Origin of the sequence: Microbacterium sp. NPDC090007, assembly GCF_044748345.1 — a bacterium.
Classification (GTDB): Bacteria; Actinomycetota; Actinomycetes; order Actinomycetales; family Microbacteriaceae; genus Microbacterium.
The window spans coordinates 1,178,917-1,196,913 of record NZ_JBIVFV010000001.1 but is presented as its reverse complement, the minus strand read 5'-3'; the positions used below and the strand labels follow the sequence as shown (position 1 = coordinate 1,196,913).

Here is a 17,997-nt window from a genome sequence, read left to right as displayed (position 1 = left end):
CGTCAAGCGGTGTGGTGCGCGCCGGATGCGGGCGAAGCCGTCGAGGCGCGCACGATCAGACGGGGGTCGGGCAGCATTCGGGCTTCGACGGCGGCACCGGTGGTCGCGGCCAGCAGTGCGCGGGCGGCGGCGGCGCCCCACCCGCGCGCGTCGGTGGCGACGCTGGTCAGCGCGGGGTACAGGTGGCGTCCGATCTCGGCGTCGTCGAACCCGGTGATCGACAGGTCGCGCGGCACGACCAGCCCCCGGCGCTGGGCGCGGCCGAGACCTGCGATGGCCATGTTGTCGTTGGAGTAGACGATCGCGGTCGGAGGGGTCTCGGCGTCCAGCAGCGCATCCGTCGCGCGGGCACCGTCGGCGGCGCTGAAGTCGGTCGCGACGACGCGGGACCGGATGCCGCGGGCGCCGGCGGCCCGCTCGAACGCGGCGGTGCGGTTGCGCCCGTGCAGCATGGCCGTGGGCCCGGCGACATGGGCGATGTCGGTGTGGCCGAGGTCGGCGAGGTGGTCCACCGCGAGGCGGATGCCGGCACCGTCGTCGACGGACACCGAGGTGAAGGGGCTGTCGACGTCGGGGACGCCCAGGGTCACGGCCGCGATGCCGAGTTCGGCGACGAGGGCGACCCGGGGGTCGTCGGCCCGGAGGTCGGACAGGATGACGCCGTCGACCCGACGGTCGGCGACGAGCCCGCGGTAGGTGTCCTCCTCGTGACGCCCCGGGGTGGCGGCGGCGAGCACGAGCACCTGGCCCGAGATCGAGAACTCGTCCTCGACGCCGGCGATGAAGGACGGGAAGAAGGGGTCCGCGGCGATGACGTCGGGGCTGCGGCCGATCACCAGGCCGCACGCGAAGGCGCGGCCGACGCTGAGCGAACGGGCGCGCAGGCTGGGGCTGAAGCCCATGTCGGCGGCGACCGCGAGGATGCGGTCCCGCGTGTCGGGGGCGACGCCCGCCCGGCCGTTCAGGGCGAACGAGACCAGGCCCTTGCTGACCCCGGCACGGCGCGCGACGTCGGCGATGGTGGGTCGCGTGTCATTCGTCATCCGTCACTCCGTCGTGTCGAGGCCGCCGTCTAAACCGGTTCAGCACTCCAACTCTAAACCGGTTCAGTCACCGGGTCAAGACCGCCTGTTCTGTGCCGGGATGCCGTTCCGTCCGACGTCGAGCGGGTGGCCCCACCGGGGTTCGGGGCCTCCCTCGCCCCGCCGCAACCCCCCTGCGATGTCGAATGCCGTGAGTAGCGTGAGCGGCATGAGCGAACGCGAATACGACCTCATCGTCATCGGAGCCGGACCCGTGGGCGAGAACGTCGCCGACCGGGCCGTCCAAGCGGGCCTCACCGCCGCGATCGTGGAGTCCGAGCTCGTCGGCGGCGAATGCTCGTACTGGGCGTGCATGCCGTCGAAGGCCCTGCTGCGCAGCGCCGCCGCCCTGCGCGCCGCGCGCGACGTCGACGGCGCCCGTCAGGCCGTCACGGGCGACCTCGACGTCGCCGCCGTCCTGCGACGCCGCGACACCATGACCAGCAACTACGACGACTCCGGCCAGGTGCAGTGGCTGCAGGGTGCGGGCATCGACCTCGTGCGCGGCCACGGCGCGTTGACGGGCGAGAAGACGGTGCGCGTCACCGCCGCCGACGGCTCCACCACCGACCTCGTCGCCCGCCACGCGGTCGCCGTGTGCACCGGGTCCGCCGCCCTCCTCCCCAACATCCCGGGCCTCGCCGACATCGCACCGTGGACCAGCCGCGAGGCCACCGCGGTCGAGCAGGTGCCGGCCTCGCTCGCCATCCTCGGCGGGGGCGTCGTGGGCGCCGAGATGGCCACGGCCTTCCAGAGCCTCGGCACCGACGTCACGCTCATCGCCCGCTCGGGCCTGCTCGGCGGCAACGAGCCGTTCGCCGGCGAGCTCGTGGCATCCGCTCTGCGCGAGCGCGGGGTGACGGTGAAGCTGGGCGCCGACGCCACCGCGGCACGCCGTGACGACGACGGGCACGCGGTGCTCGAGCTGTCCGACGGCACGACGGTGACGGCCGCCGAGGTGCTCGTCGCGGTCGGCCGCACGCCCCGCACGCAGGATCTCGGGCTGGAGGCCGTGGGCCTCACCCCCGGCGAGTGGATCGACGTCGACGACACCCTGCGCGTGCACGGCTCGGACTGGCTGTACGCCGTGGGCGACGTCAACCATCGTGCGCTGCTCACGCACCAGGGCAAGTACCAGGCCCGCGCGGCGGGCGACGTCATCGCGGCGCGCGCGCAGGGCGCCGAGATCGACGACGCACCCTGGGGAGCGCACGTCGCCACCGCCGATCACGACGCCGTCCCGCAGGTGACCTTCACCGACCCCGAGGTCGCCTCGGTAGGCCTCACCGCCAAGAAGGCCGAGGACAAGGGCCTGAACGTCACGGTCCTCGACTACGACCTGGCGGGTATCGCCGGGTCGAGCGAGCAATCCGACGCCTACGTCGGTCAGGCGCGGGTGCTCGTCGACCTCGACCGGCACGTGCTCGTCGGCGCGACCTTCGTCGGGCCCGATATCGCCGAGCTGCTGCACTCCGCCACGATCGCGATCGTCGGCGAGGTCCCGATCAAGCGCCTGTGGCACGCCGTGCCGTCGTATCCGACGGTCAGCGAGGTGTGGCTGCGCCTGCTCGAGACGCTGGGGCGCGACTCGGCCTGAGCGCCGCGCTCCCTTCGCCGAGAAACGCCCCGGCGAGCGAGAAACGGCGCGCGCCGTCGTTTCTCGTCGCGGGAGGCGTTTGTCGGTCGCCCCAGGCGCGCTGGGTCGCGCCCTGCCTCGCACGATCGCCCTCATCCGCGGCGTCGGCGGAGCCACCGCGCTGAAGATGCCCGCGCTGCGCGAGGTATTGGCATCCGCGGGTCTGGGCGAGGTCGGCGCGCGGCAGGTCGCCGGCAACGTCGTGCTCGATGACGCAGGGCGCTCCCCCGTTGAGATCGCGGGTCTGGTGCGCGAGGCCGTCGGCAGGGCCTTCGGCTTCGACCTGCCGGTGGTCGTGCGCATGCACACCGAGCTCGCCGACGCGCACGCGCGCAACCCGTTCGCCAGTACCGCCGAAGGTCGACGGGGGCAGACGGTGCTCCTCGCGACGGCGCCGTCCAGTCCTCTCGCCGTGCCCGATGGCACCCCTGAAGAAGCGGCGCTCGACGGCCGCGAGGTCTTCGTGCGGTATCCCGAGGGGATCGGCGGCTCGAAGTTCCAGGCGGCCTGGTTCGAGAAGCGTCTCGGCGTGGTCGGCACCGCGCGCAACGCCAACACCGTCGCGAAGCTCATCGCGATGAGCGCGTGACGAGCGCCCGACGTCGCCGCGGCCGGTCGCGCGACGAGCGCTCGCGCAGCTCGCCATCCTCGCCCTGCGTCGCCCCACCCCGCCGATAAACGCCATCCGTGCCGAGGAACGCGCAGCCACCGCGTTTGCCAGCACGGACAGCGTTTATGAGCACGGACAGCGTTAGGAGCACGGACAGCGTTCATGGGTGACACCCCCGACGCCACGACACCCCGCCACGATCACCCCGGGCGCAGTGCCGCCGTCGCCCCCTCCCGCCGATAAACGCCATCCATGCCGAGAAACGCGCAGCCACCGCGTTTGTCAGCACGGACAGCGTTTATGGGCAACCATGGGTCGAGCCCGAGCCCGAGCCGCAGCCGCAGCCGCGTGCCTGGCCGCAACCGCAGCCGCAGCCGCAGCCGCGACCCTGGCCGCAGCCGCTGCCCCGACCCCGACCCCGGCCCTGGCCGCAACCCCGCCGATCGCCGTGCACGTCACGCCCCCGCGCCCTGCGCACGCGACGACGCCGCCGCAACCGGAGCTGCGACGGCGTCGGGGGGCGACGGGTCAGTGGAAGAAGTGCCGCTCGCCCGTGAAGAACATCGTCACGCCCGCGGCGCGCGCGGCGTCGATGACCTCGGCATCCCGCACCGATCCCCCGGGCTGGATGATCGCCGAGATCCCCGCGTCGATCAGCACCTGCGGGCCGTCGGCGAAGGGGAAGAACGCATCGGATGCCGCGATCGAGCCCGCCGCACGCTCGCCGGCCCGTTCCACGGCGAGACGGCACGAATCGACGCGGTTGACCTGGCCCATGCCGATGCCGACGGTGGCCGAGGCCTGCGCGAGGACGATCGCGTTCGACTTCACGGCGCGGCACGACTTCCACGCGAAGATCAGGTTCTCCATGTCGGCCTCGGCGGGACGCTCGCCCGAGACGAGCTCCCAATCCTTCGCCACCGACTCGATGTCGGCGGGGAACCGATCAGCGTCCTGCAGCAGGAGTCCCCCCGAGACCAGGCGTACGTCCATCGGCTCCTGCTTCCAGTCGGCGGGCAGTCGCAGGACGCGCAGGTTCTTCTTGAGCTTGAACACCTCGAGCGCCTCGGGCTCGAAGTCGGGCGCGATGATCACCTCGGTGAAGATGTCGCGCAGGTTCTCGGCCATCTTCAGCGTGACGGTCCGGTTGGCCGCGATCACGCCCCCGAAGGCCGACACCGGGTCGCACTCGTGGGCGCGCAGGTGCGCCGAGGCGATGGGATCGAGCGCGTTGGGCGCCGAGACGGCGATGCCGCAGGGGTTGGCGTGCTTGATGATCGCGACCGCCGGCTTGACCATGTCGAAGGCGGCGCGCAGGGCGGCGTCCGCGTCGACGTAGTTGTTGTACGACATCTCTTTGCCCTGCAGCTGCGTGGCCTGCGCGATCCCGTGTCCGCCGACGCGCGAGTAGATCGCGGCGCGCTGGTGCGAGTTCTCGCCGTAACGCAGAGTCGACAGGCGCTCGGCCTGGATCGTCAGGTGCGCGGGCAGGTCGATGTCATCGCCCAGGGTGCCCTCGGCGAACCACGTCGACACGGCGGTGTCGTACGCAGCCGTGTGCGAGAACGCGCGTGCGGCGAGCTCGCGGCGCTGCACGAGGGTGGTGCCGCCCTCCGCCCGCAGGGCCTCGACGATCGCGGGGTACGACTCGGGCGAGACGACGATGGCGACGTTGGCGTGGTTCTTCGCCGACGCGCGCACCATGGCGGGGCCACCGATGTCGATCTGCTCCACGACATCGTCACCCTCGGCTCCGGATGCCACGGTCTCGACGAACGGGTACAGGTTGACCACGACGAGTTCGAACGGACGGATGCCGAGCTCGGCGAGCTGCTCCTCGTGCGAGGCGAGGCGCAGGTCGGCCAGGAGCCCGGCGTGCACGTTCGGGTGCAGCGTCTTGACGCGGCCGTCGAGCGACTCGGGGAAGCCGGTCACGGCCGAGACGTCGGTGACGGCGTACCCGGCGTCGCGCAGCAGGCTGGCCGACCCGCCGGTCGACACGATCTCGACGCCGGCCGCGGCGAGCGCCTCGCCCAGTTCGAGCAGGCCGGTCTTATCGCTGACCGACACCAGTGCGCGGCGGATCGGGACGACGTCGCGGGGACGGTAGTCGGCGGGGTCGTGGCGGGGTCCGGCCATGGCTTGCGGCTCCTGTGTCTCGAGTCGGGTTCGTACGCGGCGGACGAGGGCCCGCCGCACGGTCAGGCGGTTCGGGATGCCGCGGCGGCGAGGTCGAGCTCGCCCTCGGCGATGCGTCGCACGACGTCGATGAGCAGACGCCGTTCGACGGGCTTGATGCGCTCGTGCAGGGTGTCCTCGGTGTCACCAGGGAGCACGGGAATGCGCTCCTGCGCGAGGATCGGACCCGTGTCGACCCCGGAGTCGACGACGATGACGCTCGCCCCCGTCTGGGTGGCACCGGCGACGAGGGCGTCGCGGACGCCGTGCGCCCCCGGGAACTCGGGCAGGTACGCGGGGTGGGTGTTGATGATGCGCGGCTCCCACGCGGCGACGAGGTCGGCCGGCAGCAGTCGCATCAGACCGCTCAGCACGACGAGGTCGGGCTGCCACACGGCCAGCTGCGCGCCGAGCTCGGCCCCCCACTCCGCGCGCGAGGCGAACGAGTCGTACGCGACGAGGAAGCTCGGGATGCCGAAGTGCTCGGCGTGGACGAAGCCGTCGGCCTCGCGGTCGGCACCGACCACGACCACGCGCGCGGGAAAACCGGGGGCGGATGCCGCCTCGAGCAGGGCGCGGAGGTTGGAGCCGGCGCCGGAGATGAGGACGGCGACCGTGAGCACGCGCTCAGTCTACGCAGGTGCGTCGCGGGGCTCAGCGCGGACCCGAGTCGGCGTCACCCGGCTCCGCCCACGCCGCGCGGATACGCGCACGCACCTCGTCGTCGGTCGACGGCTCGGGATCGGGGTTGACGGCATCCGGTTCCCGGTACGTGCTCGGCCAGGCCTCGGACGCGATCCCCCGGCCCGGGATGGGGGCGGTCGGGGCGGGTCCGGTCATGTGCTGGTCGCGGTCGAAGGGCTCGTGCGGGCGTGCGGGGAACGAGAACGCGGGCGTCTCGTGGGGCACCGCGAGGTCGTCGTCCGCGCCCCCGCGCGGGCCGAGCAGCAGGATCGCCACCCCCACGAGGGTCTCCACACCGAGGGCGAGGGCGAGGGGGCCGGGCTGGGGGCCGGTCTCGGCGAGGCGCCCCGGTCCGATCGACCCCGACGAGGCGATCGCGATGAGCGCTCCGACGCCACCGGTCAGAACGGCGACCGAGACGGCGACGATCAGACGGGGCCCCACCGGCTCGGGACCGTCGGTGAGCGGCATCCGGGATCTCAGGATCCATCCCGTCACGGCGCCCACGGCGACGGGCAGCAGCACGAGCAGCAGCAGCCAGGACGACGTCGTGTCGGGGATCGCACCGAGCACCGGGATGCCGGGAAGAGCGCCGACCTGCGTCGCGGCGGGCGTGACGGCGGTGTCGGCGCCCAGGGCGAACCCGGGCCCCGCGGCGAAGGCGATCGCCCAGAGCACCAGCGTCGGCAGATAGGCGAGCTGGCCGAGGGCGATGACGGTGGCGCCGATGACGTCGGCGTTGCTGGCCTGGTAGAGCCCGATCACCTGCGTCGAGCGGGCGACGATCCCGGCGACCACGACCACTGCCCCGACGGCGACAAGCCCGAGGGTGGTGAGCGCGACCCCGCGCGATACCAGCTCGGGGACGACGCTCCACGCCCGCGGCATCCGCTGGATCCGCGCGCGCAGCGCGTCGATCGGGCCGTCGTCGCCGACGCGCCACGCACCGACGACGGCACCCACCAGCGACGGCACGAGGAACAGCAGCGCGGGCAGCACGATCGACGGCCAGAGCTCCGCCGACACCAGGGGGGCGTTCGCGGTCAGCCCGACGAGCGCGGCGAGGGCGGCGAACACGATGGATCCCGACAGCCACCCGGTTACCGCCGCGCCCGCCTCGGCGGCCCGCGAGCCCGAGCGGGCCGCGAACAACGCCGTGAACGCGGCGAACCCCGCCGGCGCGAGCGAGAGGACGATGGTCCCGAACGAGGGGTCGATGCCCGTCGCGGCGAGATACGTGTCGGGAAGGGTCACCGTCACGGGGACGAAGTGCCCGAGATGCCAGATCGCCGCCGAGGTGGGCCAGAGGGCGTCCCACTGCGGATCGCCCATGCCGAACACCCACAGCAGGGTGAGCGGCGCGAGCACCACGGCGATTCCGCCCGCGGCGGTGAGCACCGCGTCGAGGGCGGCGAGGAGGGCGACGAGAAGGCGATGCATGGGCGTGTGGAACCTTACCCGCGCTCGCTCGCGCGCTCACTCAGGCGCGACGGGCCCCGCGGCATCCATCCCGCGAGCACGAGAGCCGTCGCCGCGCGACCGCGCGAGGGCGACGACTCTCGGCGCGGGCCCGCCGTCAGTCGACCGGCTCGAGGACGAACAGTTCGATGCGGCGATCGGTCTTCTTCTGGTACTCGTCGTAGTCGGGCCAGACCGCGGTGGCGTAGCCCCACCATTCGTCACGCTCGGCGCCCTCGGCCTGGTGCGCGTCGTACTCCCTCTTCACGTCGCCGTCCTGCAGGGCGACACGGGGGTTCTTCACGAGGTTGAAGTACCAGGCCGGGTGATCGGGTGCGCCGCCCTTGGACGCCACGACCGCGTACTTGCCGTCGTGCTCGACGCGCATGAGCGCGGTCTTGCGCAGGCCACCCGTTTTGGCGCCGACGGTCGTGAGGACGACAATGGGTACGCCCCGCATGTCGGCGGACTCCTGGCCTCCCGTGGCCTCGTAGGTCTCCGCTTGGGTGCGGGCCCATTCGCTGGTGCTGGGTAGATACTCTCCTGAGAGTGACATAGCTCACACGATACGTCGGCGTCTCCCCCTCCGGTCCAGACCTTCCCCCTTCCTGGAGCCCTTCATGAGCGCTTCCGCTCCCGAGACCACCACCGTGCCCGCGCCCAAGAACCGCCTCGACAGGTTCTTCGAGATCACCGCGCGCGGCTCGACCGTCAGCGCCGAGGTCCGCGGCGGCGTCGTCACCTTCGTGACGATGGCCTACATCGTCATCCTCAACCCGATCATCCTGTCGGGCACCCCCGACGTCGCCGGGAACGCACTCGGCTTCCCGCAGGTCGCCGCGGTGACCGCCCTGACGGCCGGCGTGATGACCATGCTGTTCGGTCTGGTGACCCGGCTGCCCTTCGCGTTCGCCGCCGGCCTGGGCATCAACTCGTTCCTCGCCGTCGGCATCGTGGGCGAGGTCACCTGGCCCGAGGCGATGGGCCTGGTCGTCATCAACGGCCTCATCATCGTGCTGCTGGCGGTCACGGGCCTGCGCCGCATGATCTTCGAGGCGGTGCCCCTCGCGCTCAAGACCGCCATCACGGTGGGAATCGGCTTGTTCATCGCCTTCATCGGCTTCGTCGACAGCGGCCTGGTCACCTCGACCGGGTTGAACTCGCCTCCGGTCGGCCTGGGTGTGGGCGGCTCGATCGCGACGATCCCCACGGCCCTGTTCGTGCTCACCCTCGTCATCACCGCGGTGCTGCTGGTGCGCAAGGTCAAGGCGGCGCTGCTGATCGGTCTGCTCTCGGGCACCGTCATCGCGGTGATCGTCGAAGCCGTCGCCGGTCTGGGCGCCAAAGCCGACGGCAACGCGGGCGGGTGGGGTCTGACCGTCCCGACGCTCCCCGCGCAGTGGGTGAGCCTTCCCGACCTGTCCCTGGTCGGACAGGTCGACCTGGCCGGGTCGTTCGGTCGCATCGGCGCGCTCGCGGCGCTCATGCTCGTCTTCACGCTCGTCTTCACCAACTTCTTCGATGCGATGGGCACCATGACCGGGCTCTCGCGCGAGGCCGGTCTCGCCGCACCCGACGGGACCTTCCCCCGCGTGCGCTCGGCCCTGGTGATCGAGGGCATCGGCGCGGTCGCGGGCGGCGCCACCTCGTCGTCGTCGAACACCGTGTTCATCGAGTCGGGTTCGGGTATCGGAGAGGGGGCACGCACGGGTCTCGCGAACGTCGTGACGGGTGCACTGTTCCTACTCGCGATGTTCTTCACGCCGCTGACGAGCATCGTCCCCAGCGAGATCGCCGCCGCCGCGCTGGTCATCGTCGGCGCGTTGATGATGGCGCAGATCCGCCACGTCGACCTCTCGGACCTGTCGGTGCTGATCCCCGTCTTCCTCACCGTGACGGTCATGCCGCTGACCTACTCGATCGCGAACGGCATCGGCGCGGGCTTCGTCAGCTGGGTGCTGATCCAGGCCCTGTCCGGACGCGCGCGTCGCATCAGCCCGCTGCTGTGGATCGTCGCCGCCGGCTTCGTCGTCTTCTTCGCCCGCGGCCCGGTGGAGGCTTTGCTCGGCTGACGTCGGTCGCTTCTCGGGGGGCCCGGATGCCACGGCATCCGGGCCCTTCTGCGCGCCCGCCGTGGTCGGATCGTCCGCGGGCCCCGCGCCCGCCCCTCTCCGTCGAGTGTCCAAGACACGCCGCGGACTCGGCCCGGCGCACGGCGCGTCCTGGACACTCGGTCGTCGGGCGGCGCAGGGGAACGCGAAAGGGCCCGGATGCCATGGCATCCGGGCCCCGCAGAGAGTGCTGCTTACAGGCTCTCGATGATCTCGCGCATCAGCGACGCGGTCTCGGACGGCGTCTTGCCGACCTTGACGCCGGCGGCCTCGAGGGCCTCCTTCTTCGCCTGAGCGGTACCGGCCGAGCCCGAGACGATGGCGCCGGCGTGACCCATGGTCTTGCCCTCGGGAGCAGTGAAGCCGGCGACGTAGCCGACGACGGGCTTGGTGACGTTCTCGGCGATGAAGGCGGCGGCGCGCTCTTCGGCGTCTCCGCCGATCTCGCCGATCATGACGATGGCCTTGGTCTCGGGGTCGGCCTCGAACGCCGCGAGGGCGTCGATGTGCGTGGTGCCGATGACCGGGTCGCCGCCGATGCCGATGGCGGTCGAGAAGCCGAGGTCGCGCAGCTCGAACATCATCTGGTAGGTCAGCGTGCCCGACTTCGACACGAGGCCGATGGGTCCCTTGCCGGTGATGTTCGCCGGGGTGATGCCGACGAGCGCCTCACCCGGCGTGATGATGCCGGGGCAGTTCGGCCCGATGATGCGGGTCTTCTCGCCCTTGGACTTGGCGTACGCCCACGCCTCGGCGGTGTCGCCGACGGGCACGCCCTCGGTGATGACGACGAGCAGGGGGATCTCGGCGTCGATGGCCTCGACCATCGCGTCCTTGGTGAAGGCCGGGGGCACGAACGCGATCGACACGTCGGCGCCGGTCTCGCGGATGGCCTCTTCGACCGAGGCGAAGACGGGCAGCTCGACGTCGTTGCCCGAGGCGTCCTTGTGCGAGACCGTCGTGCCGGCCTTGCGGGCGTTCACGCCACCGACGACCTGGGTGCCGGCCTTGAGCATGAGGGCGGTGTGCTTGGTGCCCTCACCGCCGGTGATGCCCTGGACGATGACCTTGGAGTCCTTGTTGAGGTAGATCGACATTTCTCTGTCCCTATCCCTTACGCGTTGGCCAGTTCGGCGGCCTTGTCGGCGCCCTCGTCCATACCGGCGGCGAGGGTGACGAGCGGGTGGTTGGCGGCGGCGAGGATCTCGCGGCCCTCCTCGACCTGGTTGCCGTCGAGGCGGACGACGAGCGGCTTGGTCGCCGTGTCGCCCAGAATCTCGAGGGCCTTGACGATGCCCTCGGCCACGGCCACGCACGAGGTGATGCCGCCGAAGACGTTCACGAAGACGCTCTTGACCTGCTCGTCGCCCAGGATGACGTCGAGACCGGCGGCCATGACGGTCGCCGAGGCGCCGCCACCGATGTCGAGGAAGTTCGCGGGCTTGACGCCGTTGTGCTTCTCGCCGGCGTAGGCGACGACGTCGAGGGTCGACATGACCAGGCCCGCGCCGTTGCCGATGATGCCGACCTGACCGTCGAGCTTGACGTAGTTGAGGTCGTGCTGCTTGGCCTTGGCCTCGAGCGGGTCGGCGGCGTCCTTGTCTTCGAGCGCCTCGTGGTCGGGGTGGCGGAAGCCGGCGTTCTCGTCGATCGAGACCTTGCCGTCGAGGGCGATGATGTCGCCGTCCTCGCTCTGGATGAGGGGGTTCACCTCGACGAGGGTGGCGTCCTCGCCCTTGTAGACGTCGAAGAGCTTGACGAAGACGTCGGCCACCTTGGGTGCCAGCTCGTCGTCGAACTTCGCGGCCTTGGCGATCTCGAGGGCCTTCTCGGTGGTGATGCCCTCGAGCGGGTCGACCTCGATGCGCGCGAGCGCCTCGGGACGCTCGACGGCGAGCTCCTCGATCTCCATGCCGCCCTCGACGCTCGAGAGCGACAGGTAGGAGCGGTTGGCGCGGTCGAGCAGCACCGAGAAGTAGAACTCTTTGGCGATGCGGGCACCGGCGGCGACCATGACGCGCTTGACGACGTGGCCCTTGATGTCGAGGCCGAGGATGGCCTGGGCCGCCTCGAACGCCTCGTCGGGGGTCTTGGCGACCTTCACGCCGCCGGCCTTGCCGCGGCCTCCGGTCTTGACCTGAGCCTTGACGACGACGACACCGCCGAGCTTCTCCGCGGCCGCCTTCGCCTCCTCAGGGGTGTCGGCGATGATGCCGGCGAGCACCGGCACCTCGTACTTTTCGAACAGATCACGTGCCTGGTACTCGTAGAGATCCACGGACAATCCTTCGCTGGGCGATCGGTGGTGGGAGGAGGCGAACTCTCTCGATATCAAGAGATCTTCGCCAGTGGTCAACCCTACTAGACGGGGGTGGAGACCCCCGACCCTTGCCTCGTCGACAGGAGGCCGGGATGCCGCTGCGCCGACGGAGCGGCGAGCGAGAGGTCGGCGCGATCGACGTAGGGGATGCTGACGCTCAGGTGGTCGAAGAGAGGCATGCACCTAGTCTGGCGAGGACCTCCGACATCGCACCCTCCCGGGAGTTGCCCGCAATGACCTCCGCCGTGACCCTCATCCATTCCGCGTCGCTGTCGAGTGCCGCCGAGTACGCCTACGCCGCCACCGCTCCGGCGAACGCCCGCCTGGTCTTCCTCGCCGGCTCGTGCCCCCTGGATGCCGACGGTTCGACCGTCGGCGTGGGTGACTACGCCGCGCAGGCCGCGAGCTGCATCGAGAACATGACCATCGCTCTGCGTGCGGCCGGCGCGACGATCCGCGACGTGATCAGCACGCGCGTGCTCGTGGCATCCACTCGGCAAGCCGATCTCGTCACCGCGTGGGAAGTCGTCCGCGACGCCTTCGGCGACCACGACGTGCCGAGCACGCTGATGGGTGTGACCGTCCTCGGCTACGACGACCAGCTGGTCGAGATCGAGGCGGTCGCGGCCGTCGTCGACCGCTGACCCTCGAGAGATGCCCGCGTCGCACCCACGACGAGCGTCCACACGAATCCGTCCGACGACTCCGAGCTCCATATCCACCACGCGCCGTCCGCGCTGAGCAGCCACCCGCGACGCGAGGACGTAGGGACGGGAATCGTCCCCTCGCCGAGTCGGGGCGCTGGTCGCATGGCCTTCCAGAGCGCCTCGATCTGCGTCCACTGCCTCGCATCCTGGACGGGCACCGCGCACCATCGACTCGCCGTGCGGTAGGCAGCAGGGCGTCGACGCGCAGCGGGCTCGACGTCGATCCCGGTGGCGAACCTCGCAGCGCTCACCATCGCCCGTCCGGCGGTGGCCGTCGCGCTCCAGAAACTGCCACACCCCTCGCATACCCACCGCCCGGCGGCAGCGTCCCGCGGACGGCCAGATCCCAGCGGACGGTCGACCGAATGCCGAGGCGTAGATCCTCCCGCACATCCGCCGCCGTCTTCAGCCGCTCGCCGGTGATCGACGACAGCATGGGGCTCTCCGGGTCGCGGAATCCGACGTTCGCCACGGCGTCGGTCCACGGTCCGAGGACGGGGTCCATGAGAGCGGAGTGGAAGCCGTGGCTCACGTCGAGCACCCGAGCGCGCCCTCCCAGCACCGATCGAGCCGCATCGATCGCGGAGGAAGAACCCGAGAGGACGATCTGGAGCTCGCCGTTGCGGCACGCGACCTCAACCCCCGTCGCCTGTGCGAGTTCGACGACCTCATCCCGTGCGCGCGTGGATGACGCCGCAACGGCGAGCATCGCTCCCGATCCCGGGGCGGATCCCATCAACTCGCCGCGTGTCCGGCACAGCCGCACGCCGTCAGCGACGGTCAATGCGCCGACCGCGATGGCCGCGGCGACGGCTCCCACGCTGTGACCGGCAGCCCATTGCGCACCGTTCCGGTGCGGGACGACGGTCTCCCAGGCGCGCAGTGCCGCGATCGAGAAGAGGACGATGGCGGGCTGAGCGTTCTCGGTGTTCGTCAGCATTTCGGCGGAGCCGCACCACATCACCTCCCGCAGATCGAATCCCAGCGCGTCCGCGCCGTCGTCGAACACCGCGCGCGCTGCAGGGAAACGCTCGGTCAGCCTCTTCCCCATGCCCGGAACCTGACTACCTTGGCCGGGCATCACGAGCAGGTCCTTTCGCATCATCGGATCCGACGGCTGAGCATGCGTGCACCCAGCGCCGAGAAAACGACGAACACAGCAACGAGCACGGCCACGGCGAGGGACGTGGTGACTTCGACGCCACCGACCGTGGACGAGATGCCGTAGAAGGACTCGACGGCGTCGACCGCCTGCACCTGGCCGCCCGCCAGGGCATCCACGGCCTGGGCTGTCATCGGTTGTCGAATCAACATGGCCGCTTGCGCGAAAGGCAGACCGTTGATGACGTTCACGACGCCTTCGGGAAGGGTGCCGACAGGAATGTACGCACCCGCAAGGAAGCCGATGATCGTTCCGACCACCGTGGACAGCGCGGAGAACGCGCCCGAACTACGCAGAAACGTGACGACGAAGCTCGAGAGTGCCGCGAACGCCAAGCTCGACAAGCACACGCTCCCGACCGTGGTAAGCGCCTCCGCCGGGGTCATGACCGCGTCCCCCTGCAGGAGCAGATAAAGCTGCCCGACCGCCAGCACGACCGTCGTCATGGCCAGAGAGACAATGAAACTGGCCAAGAGGTAGCCGAGGATGAGTTCGTGTCGGCGGATGGGCGAGACGAGGAAGTCGCTGAACCGTCCGCTCGCGCGATCGTCCACGAAGACAGACAGAGCTGCCAATGCCGTCGTGAGAGTGCTGATCATGGCGATTCCCGCGAAGACCCAGCTGTCGACGAACCAGTGGATATCGGAGTTCGCCGCATTCGGGAATCGCTCGGTCAGGTTGTCGATCTGCAGGTTGCCGAGGAACAGCGCGTAGAGCGCGATCAGAATGAGCGCCGATAACAGCGAGAAGAACACGCCCGCTCGGTCACGGAAGAACAACCGCAGATTCCGTCCCGTAAGCAACGCGATCGATCTCATGCCGCACTCTCCTTCGTAAGGGAGAGGAAGACGTCATCCATCGTCCCGTGGCGGAATTCGAAGTCGCTGATTCCGGGAAGCAAGAGAACGGTCTTGGCCTGGTCTACACCGTCGACCGGGATCCGGATGATCTCGCCGGCAGCCTCCGGCGACAGGCCCTGCTTCTCGCACGCGGAGAGTATGGATGCCGCGTCCGCGGCCCGGACGGTGAGCACACTGCTGCTGTGGGCCGACCGCAGTTCCGCAGGAGTCCCCTGCGCGACGATCTCGCCACGCGCGATGATGCAGACCCGGTCCGCCCTTTCCGTCTCTTCCATGTAGTGCGTCGTCAGGAAGACGGTGGTCGAATGCTCGGAACGCAATCGCCCGATAGCCGACCAGATCTGCTCCCGCGACTGGGGGTCGAGGCCCGCGGTGGGTTCATCGAGGAAGATGACACGCGGTTGATGCACGAGGGAACGCGCGATATCGGCGCGACGTTTCTGTCCGCCGGACAACACCCCGTATCGCCGATCGAGCACTGCTTCGAGGCCGACGGTCTCGGAGAGTTCGGCTATGCGTCGAGCGGCTTCTCGTCGCTCGAGACCGTAGAACCTCGCTCGGATCGACAGGTTCTCGCGAGTAGTGAGCAGCGGATCCAGCAGGGACTGCTGGAAGACGACACCGAGGTTGCGGCGCACCTCGTTCGGATCGGCGACGACGTCGCGACCGCACACCCGTACCGTGCCGGACGTCGGACTCAGGGTAGTGGTGATGCAGCCGATCGTCGTGCTCTTGCCCGCCCCGTTCTCTCCGAGGAAGGCGAAGAGCGCTCCCTCGGGCACGTCGAACGACAGGTCTTTCACGGCGGTGAAGCTGCCGTACTTCTTCACGAGATTTCCTACATGGACGGACACAGTGAGCCTCCGCTCGGCGATGGGTGCAGGTCGGGCCGGGGTCATTCTCGGAACATCTGAGCGACGCTGAGCCCCTCTCGCGCACCCGCCGCCAGGAACTCGCGGACAGGCTCGTCTCGGGGGCGGTCGGACGCACCCTCGAGCCCGTCGGCTCGACCAGGCGAAAGTGTTCTTCCGCCGGTCGTCCGGGAGCTGCCGCCGCGGCGCGGCTCCGATCGCTGGGTCATGCATGCAAGCTAATAGTTCACATATGACCCACGCGACCGAATTCACCCGCAAGAGCGACAGACTCGCCCGCTTACGCTGGGGCCATGGTTCGCGAGAAGAAGACGCCCCATCCCTTCGACCCTCATCTCGGCGCGGCGATCCGCGCCGCACGGGCGCGGCGCGGTTTCTCGAGGGAGAAGCTCTCCGCTCAGACCGGAATCGCCCTGTCGAACCTCAAACGTCGCGAAGACGGCATGAACGAGACCACGGTGTCGGAACTCGAGCGAATTGCAGCCGTCCTGCGCATCCCTGCACGCGAAATCGTCGACATGGCCCTGACCGACTACAGCACGAGCGGATCCGCCGAGGACGGCCTCCGAGAGCGGGTCTCCTCGATGTCGGAACCCCGGCCTAACATCACCGACGCCGACAACGTGACCTACATCGGTCACGTCACGCCCGGCCTGAACGCCGCCGCGTACAGCGACGACCGGGCGACGATCGACTGAAAGAACGATGATGCGCGAACTACTTTCGCTTGCCACCCGGCTCGACGTCACGGTGCAGGCCGCGCATCTCCCCCGCCCATATCGAGGGTTTTACGATCACGAGCGACGGCGGATCGTCTACGACTTCACCCTCGCCCCCATCGAACGGGCGTGCGTCGTCGCGCACGAACTCGGACACGCCTATCACGGTCACCACGGCCCGCATGACCCGGCGGCCGAGCTCGAGGCTGACGCCTTCGCGTCCGAGGTCCTCATCGATCCCGATCGACTGGCCGCTCTCGAGGCAATGGGGCTCTGCGACACCGACATCGCCGACGAGCTCGGAGTGAACGCCCGACTGCTCCGTGTTTTCGCACAGCACCACCCCATTCATCTGATCGGCGACACTCGAGGGCGACTGCGTACCAGACCGCGCGCTGTTCTTTCTCGCAATCGGATGCCGCCCCCCGACCCGGGAGTGTGAGGACGCGGGGCCACGTTCCAACCAGCCACCACCCTCGCGTACGTCGTCGGCGCGCACGTCAGCTGATCGAGATGCGATCACCCCTCCCCTCCCGCCCCACAGGCGACTAGCCTTCCTTCACCTCAACGAAGGGAGTCGCCGTGCACGCCGCCTTCTTCACCCGCACCGGAGACGCGTCGGTCATCGAATGGGGTGAGCTGCCCGACCCGACCCCCGGCCCGGGGCAGGTGCGTGTCCGCCCGCGAGCAGTGGCGGTGGATGCTGTCGACGTCCTGGTGCGCTCGGGCCGCTGGCGCGCTCCGCTGGCCTTTCCCGTTGCGGTCGGCCGCGACCTGGTCGGTGTCGTGGACGCGGTCGGCCCGGACGTGCACGACGTGGGGATCGGCGACCGGGTGTGGACGAGCTCGGCCGGATACGCCGATCGCGCCGGTGCGACCGCGGAACTCGTCGTCGTGGATCGCAATCGCGTTTACCCGGTCCCGGCTGCCGCCGACCCCATCGAGCTCGTCGCGTCCCTGCATCCGGCGACGACCGCCGTCGCCGCGCTGCACCTGCGCGCGGGCATCCGCCCGGGCGAGACGCTCGTGGTCGTGGGGGCGAACGGCGCGGTCGGAGCCGCCCTCGTGCAGGAGGGAGTGGCGTCCGGTGCCGACGTGATCGCCGTGGTCCGCGATGACCGCAGTGGCGCAACGCTGTCGTCCTGGGGCGCCGAGGTGGTGGTGGCCGCAGCTGACGAAGCGGCCGGGGCGGTCGCACAGCGACGGGAGGGCGGCATCCACGTCCTCATCGACACCACCGGCCGCGCCGATACCGCCTCGGCGGTCCGTCACCTGGCGCCGCGGGGACGCGTGATCGTCCTCGCCGGCCGCACCAGCACGGAGGTCGACCTGTGGACCGTGCAGGTGAGGGAGTTGCGCGTGGAGGGCTTCATCCTGAGCGCGCTGAGCGTCGACGAACTGCAGGCTGTCGCTGCCCGCGTCGGCGCCCGGTGGGCCGAGGGCCGCCCGATCCGCGCTCACGTCGGAGAAGTACTCGGCTTCGCGGACGCGGCCGGGGCGCATCGCCGCATGGAGTCGGGGGGCCTGCCGCGCACGGCCGACGGCTTCGTCGGACGTCTCGTCCTGGTGCCGCCGCCGGTGCCGAGCTGACCCGCAGC

Annotated in this window: 18 protein-coding genes; 7 read left to right on the top strand and 11 right to left on the bottom strand. The window is 70.2% G+C overall.

Translation table 11 applies throughout. The features are described 5' to 3' along the window. Window positions 1–2: 2 nt before the first annotated feature. Window positions 3–1,043 carry a LacI family DNA-binding transcriptional regulator gene (locus ACIPVB_RS05640; RefSeq protein WP_400367537.1) on the bottom strand — a complete coding sequence of 347 codons (1,041 nt, stop codon included), beginning with the start codon at window positions 1,041–1,043 and terminating at the stop codon, window positions 3–5. 208 nt (window positions 1,044–1,251) lie between these two features. On the opposite strand from ACIPVB_RS05640, the gene ACIPVB_RS05635 reads away from it, so the two are divergent. Then, window positions 1,252–2,679 carry a dihydrolipoyl dehydrogenase family protein gene (locus ACIPVB_RS05635; RefSeq protein ID WP_400367536.1) on the top strand — a complete coding sequence of 476 codons (1,428 nt, stop codon included), beginning with the start codon at window positions 1,252–1,254 and terminating at the stop codon, window positions 2,677–2,679. Window positions 2,680–2,758: 79 nt separating this feature from the next. After that, window positions 2,759–3,307: a DUF1697 domain-containing protein gene (locus tag ACIPVB_RS05630; protein ID WP_400367535.1), complete on the top strand. Its 549-nt coding sequence runs from the start codon at window positions 2,759–2,761 to the stop codon at window positions 3,305–3,307. 549 nt (window positions 3,308–3,856) lie between these two features. On the opposite strand, the gene purH is transcribed toward ACIPVB_RS05630, so the two are convergent. The 4 genes from purH to ACIPVB_RS05610 all read right to left on the bottom strand — a co-directional run bounded on the left by purH (window position 3,857) and on the right by ACIPVB_RS05610 (window position 8,204). Beyond that, window positions 3,857–5,467, bottom strand: a complete 1,611-nt coding sequence (gene purH, locus ACIPVB_RS05625; protein WP_400367534.1) for a bifunctional phosphoribosylaminoimidazolecarboxamide formyltransferase/IMP cyclohydrolase — start codon at window positions 5,465–5,467, stop codon at window positions 3,857–3,859. Between the two features lie 62 nt (window positions 5,468–5,529). Next, complete coding sequence (gene purN / locus ACIPVB_RS05620; protein WP_400367533.1) at window positions 5,530–6,129, bottom strand: phosphoribosylglycinamide formyltransferase; 600 nt, start codon at window positions 6,127–6,129, stop codon at window positions 5,530–5,532. A 31-nt stretch (window positions 6,130–6,160) separates the two neighbouring features. Then, entirely contained in the window at window positions 6,161–7,630 is a 1,470-nt protein-coding gene (locus tag ACIPVB_RS05615) for a DUF6350 family protein (protein ID WP_400367532.1), read from the bottom strand. Window positions 7,631–7,766: 136 nt separating this feature from the next. Further along, the gene (locus ACIPVB_RS05610) at window positions 7,767–8,204 is read right to left on the bottom strand and encodes a nitroreductase family deazaflavin-dependent oxidoreductase (protein ID WP_400367531.1); all 438 of its coding nucleotides are present in this window, start codon (window positions 8,202–8,204) and stop codon (window positions 7,767–7,769) included. 64 nt (window positions 8,205–8,268) lie between these two features. Here ACIPVB_RS05610 and ACIPVB_RS05605 point away from each other — a divergent pair, with 64 nt between their 5' ends. Beyond that, window positions 8,269–9,720, top strand: a complete 1,452-nt coding sequence (locus tag ACIPVB_RS05605; protein WP_400367530.1) for an NCS2 family permease — start codon at window positions 8,269–8,271, stop codon at window positions 9,718–9,720. 233 nt (window positions 9,721–9,953) lie between these two features. Here ACIPVB_RS05605 and sucD read toward each other — a convergent pair whose 3' ends face one another. From sucD to ACIPVB_RS05590, 3 genes are all read right to left on the bottom strand, one after another. Further along, window positions 9,954–10,856 carry a succinate--CoA ligase subunit alpha gene (gene sucD, locus ACIPVB_RS05600; protein ID WP_400367529.1) on the bottom strand — a complete coding sequence of 301 codons (903 nt, stop codon included), beginning with the start codon at window positions 10,854–10,856 and terminating at the stop codon, window positions 9,954–9,956. Window positions 10,857–10,873: 17 nt separating this feature from the next. After that, complete coding sequence (gene sucC, locus ACIPVB_RS05595) at window positions 10,874–12,037, bottom strand: ADP-forming succinate--CoA ligase subunit beta (protein WP_400367528.1); 1,164 nt, start codon at window positions 12,035–12,037, stop codon at window positions 10,874–10,876. A gap of 83 nt (window positions 12,038–12,120) precedes the next feature. Then, the gene (locus ACIPVB_RS05590; protein ID WP_400367527.1) at window positions 12,121–12,258 is read right to left on the bottom strand and encodes a hypothetical protein; all 138 of its coding nucleotides are present in this window, start codon (window positions 12,256–12,258) and stop codon (window positions 12,121–12,123) included. A 54-nt stretch (window positions 12,259–12,312) separates the two neighbouring features. Between ACIPVB_RS05590 and ACIPVB_RS05585 the strand changes: the two genes are divergently transcribed. Continuing rightward, window positions 12,313–12,723: a RidA family protein gene (locus ACIPVB_RS05585; protein ID WP_400367526.1), complete on the top strand. Its 411-nt coding sequence runs from the start codon at window positions 12,313–12,315 to the stop codon at window positions 12,721–12,723. A 310-nt stretch (window positions 12,724–13,033) separates the two neighbouring features. On the opposite strand, the gene ACIPVB_RS05580 is transcribed toward ACIPVB_RS05585, so the two are convergent. From ACIPVB_RS05580 to ACIPVB_RS05570, 3 genes are read right to left on the bottom strand one after another with little or no spacing between them, the layout of a single operon-like run. Beyond that, complete coding sequence (locus ACIPVB_RS05580; protein WP_400368190.1) at window positions 13,034–13,867, bottom strand: ACP S-malonyltransferase; 834 nt, start codon at window positions 13,865–13,867, stop codon at window positions 13,034–13,036. A gap of 20 nt (window positions 13,868–13,887) precedes the next feature. Beyond that, entirely contained in the window at window positions 13,888–14,766 is an 879-nt protein-coding gene (locus ACIPVB_RS05575; protein WP_400367525.1) for an ABC transporter permease, read from the bottom strand. Continuing rightward, window positions 14,763–15,638 (bottom strand): ABC transporter ATP-binding protein, encoded by an 876-nt coding sequence (locus ACIPVB_RS05570; protein ID WP_400367524.1) that lies wholly within the window; start codon window positions 15,636–15,638, stop codon window positions 14,763–14,765. Before ACIPVB_RS05570 ends, ACIPVB_RS05575 begins: the two co-directional genes overlap by 4 nt. Window positions 15,639–15,973: 335 nt before the next feature. On the opposite strand from ACIPVB_RS05570, the gene ACIPVB_RS05565 reads away from it, so the two are divergent. From ACIPVB_RS05565 to ACIPVB_RS05555, 3 genes are all read left to right on the top strand, one after another. Beyond that, complete coding sequence (locus ACIPVB_RS05565) at window positions 15,974–16,378, top strand: helix-turn-helix domain-containing protein (protein WP_400367523.1); 405 nt, start codon at window positions 15,974–15,976, stop codon at window positions 16,376–16,378. Window positions 16,379–16,385: 7 nt separating this feature from the next. Beyond that, entirely contained in the window at window positions 16,386–16,841 is a 456-nt protein-coding gene (locus ACIPVB_RS05560; RefSeq protein WP_400367522.1) for an ImmA/IrrE family metallo-endopeptidase, read from the top strand. Window positions 16,842–16,981: 140 nt separating this feature from the next. After that, entirely contained in the window at window positions 16,982–17,989 is a 1,008-nt protein-coding gene (locus ACIPVB_RS05555; RefSeq protein ID WP_400367521.1) for an alcohol dehydrogenase catalytic domain-containing protein, read from the top strand. The last annotated feature ends 8 nt before the right edge of the window (window positions 17,990–17,997 follow it).